This is a genomic window from Curtobacterium sp. MCBA15_016, from assembly GCF_001865105.1.
Classification (GTDB): domain Bacteria; phylum Actinomycetota; class Actinomycetes; order Actinomycetales; family Microbacteriaceae; genus Curtobacterium.
On record NZ_MJGR01000031.1, the window covers coordinates 17369 to 18403 of the forward strand.

The 1035-nt window shown below is 76.1% G+C and carries 2 protein-coding genes; both read right to left on the reverse strand.

The window, feature by feature from the left end; all coding sequences use genetic code 11:
• Nucleotides 1–403: universal stress protein (locus BIV03_RS12950; protein ID WP_139201974.1), on the reverse strand; the 403-nt coding region annotated here is incomplete at its 3' end.
• The coding region (locus BIV03_RS12955) for a universal stress protein (protein ID WP_175475835.1) at nt 403–1035 on the reverse strand (633 nt) is incomplete at its 5' end. The genes BIV03_RS12950 and BIV03_RS12955, both read right to left, overlap by 1 nt.

Sequence of the window (1035 nt, forward strand, 5' to 3'; positions counted from 1 at the left end):
CCTCGGGGACGACGACCGTCGGGACGGTCGTCAGTGTCGGGACGCGCTCCGGCATCCAGCCGTCGAGCGCGGTGCGGACGCGGTGCTGGCGTCGGGAGCCGATGACCAGCAGGTCGGCGCTGGCCGCGGTCTCGACCAGGACGCGGTCCGGCGCCCCGAAGAGCGTGGCCGTGGTGACCTCGACCCGGGGGTGCGCACCCGTGAGGCGTTCGGTCGCCCGGCGCAGTCGTCGGTCGAGCGCGGGCACGTCCCCGCCCCAGCCGTTCGCGACCGTGACGACCTCGATGCGACTGCCGGGGATCACCCGACGGAGCGCGACCCAGTCGACCGCGCGGTCGCTCGCGTCGTGTTCGTCGATGCCGACCACGATGTGCTCGGTCGTGACGGCGTTCCCGTCGCGCATCACCGCGCCTCGGCGTGTGCAGGCTCGCGTGTGCGGTCGTCGGACCCGGCCACCCGGCGCGGCTGGGGGACGATGCACACGGGCGCGTGCCCGCGGTGCATGAGTCGCTCGCCGACGGACCCGGCGAGGAAGCCGCCGAGGGCGGTCCGGTGGCGCCGTCCGACGACCACGAGGGACGCGCCGCGGGACGACTGCAGCACGACGTCGCGCGGCTGGCCCTCGACCGACGACCCGTCGACGCGCAGCGCAGGGTGCGCCCCACCGACCGCCCGCAGGGCCGCGCGGAGTTCGATGTCGGCCTCGTCGGACCAGAGCACGCGGTCCTCCTCGAGGGAGATGTCGGCGTACGGTGCCATCGCGGTCGGGACCGCCCACGCCCGGACGAGGGCGAGGTCCGTGCCGCGTCGCTCGGCGGCGTCTGCGGCCCAGGCGAGCGCGGACGCGGCGGACCGGCCGTCGACGCCGACCACGACCGGCCCGTCGCTGCGCTCCCACTCCTCGGGGACGACGACGACCGGCGTGGTTGCGTGCGCCACGATCCGTTCCGCCACCCGCCCCGTGATGGCCGCGGTGAGGGTGTGCGCCTGCGGTGCGCCGATCACGAGGACGTCCCCGAGCGCGGCGTCCGCCAC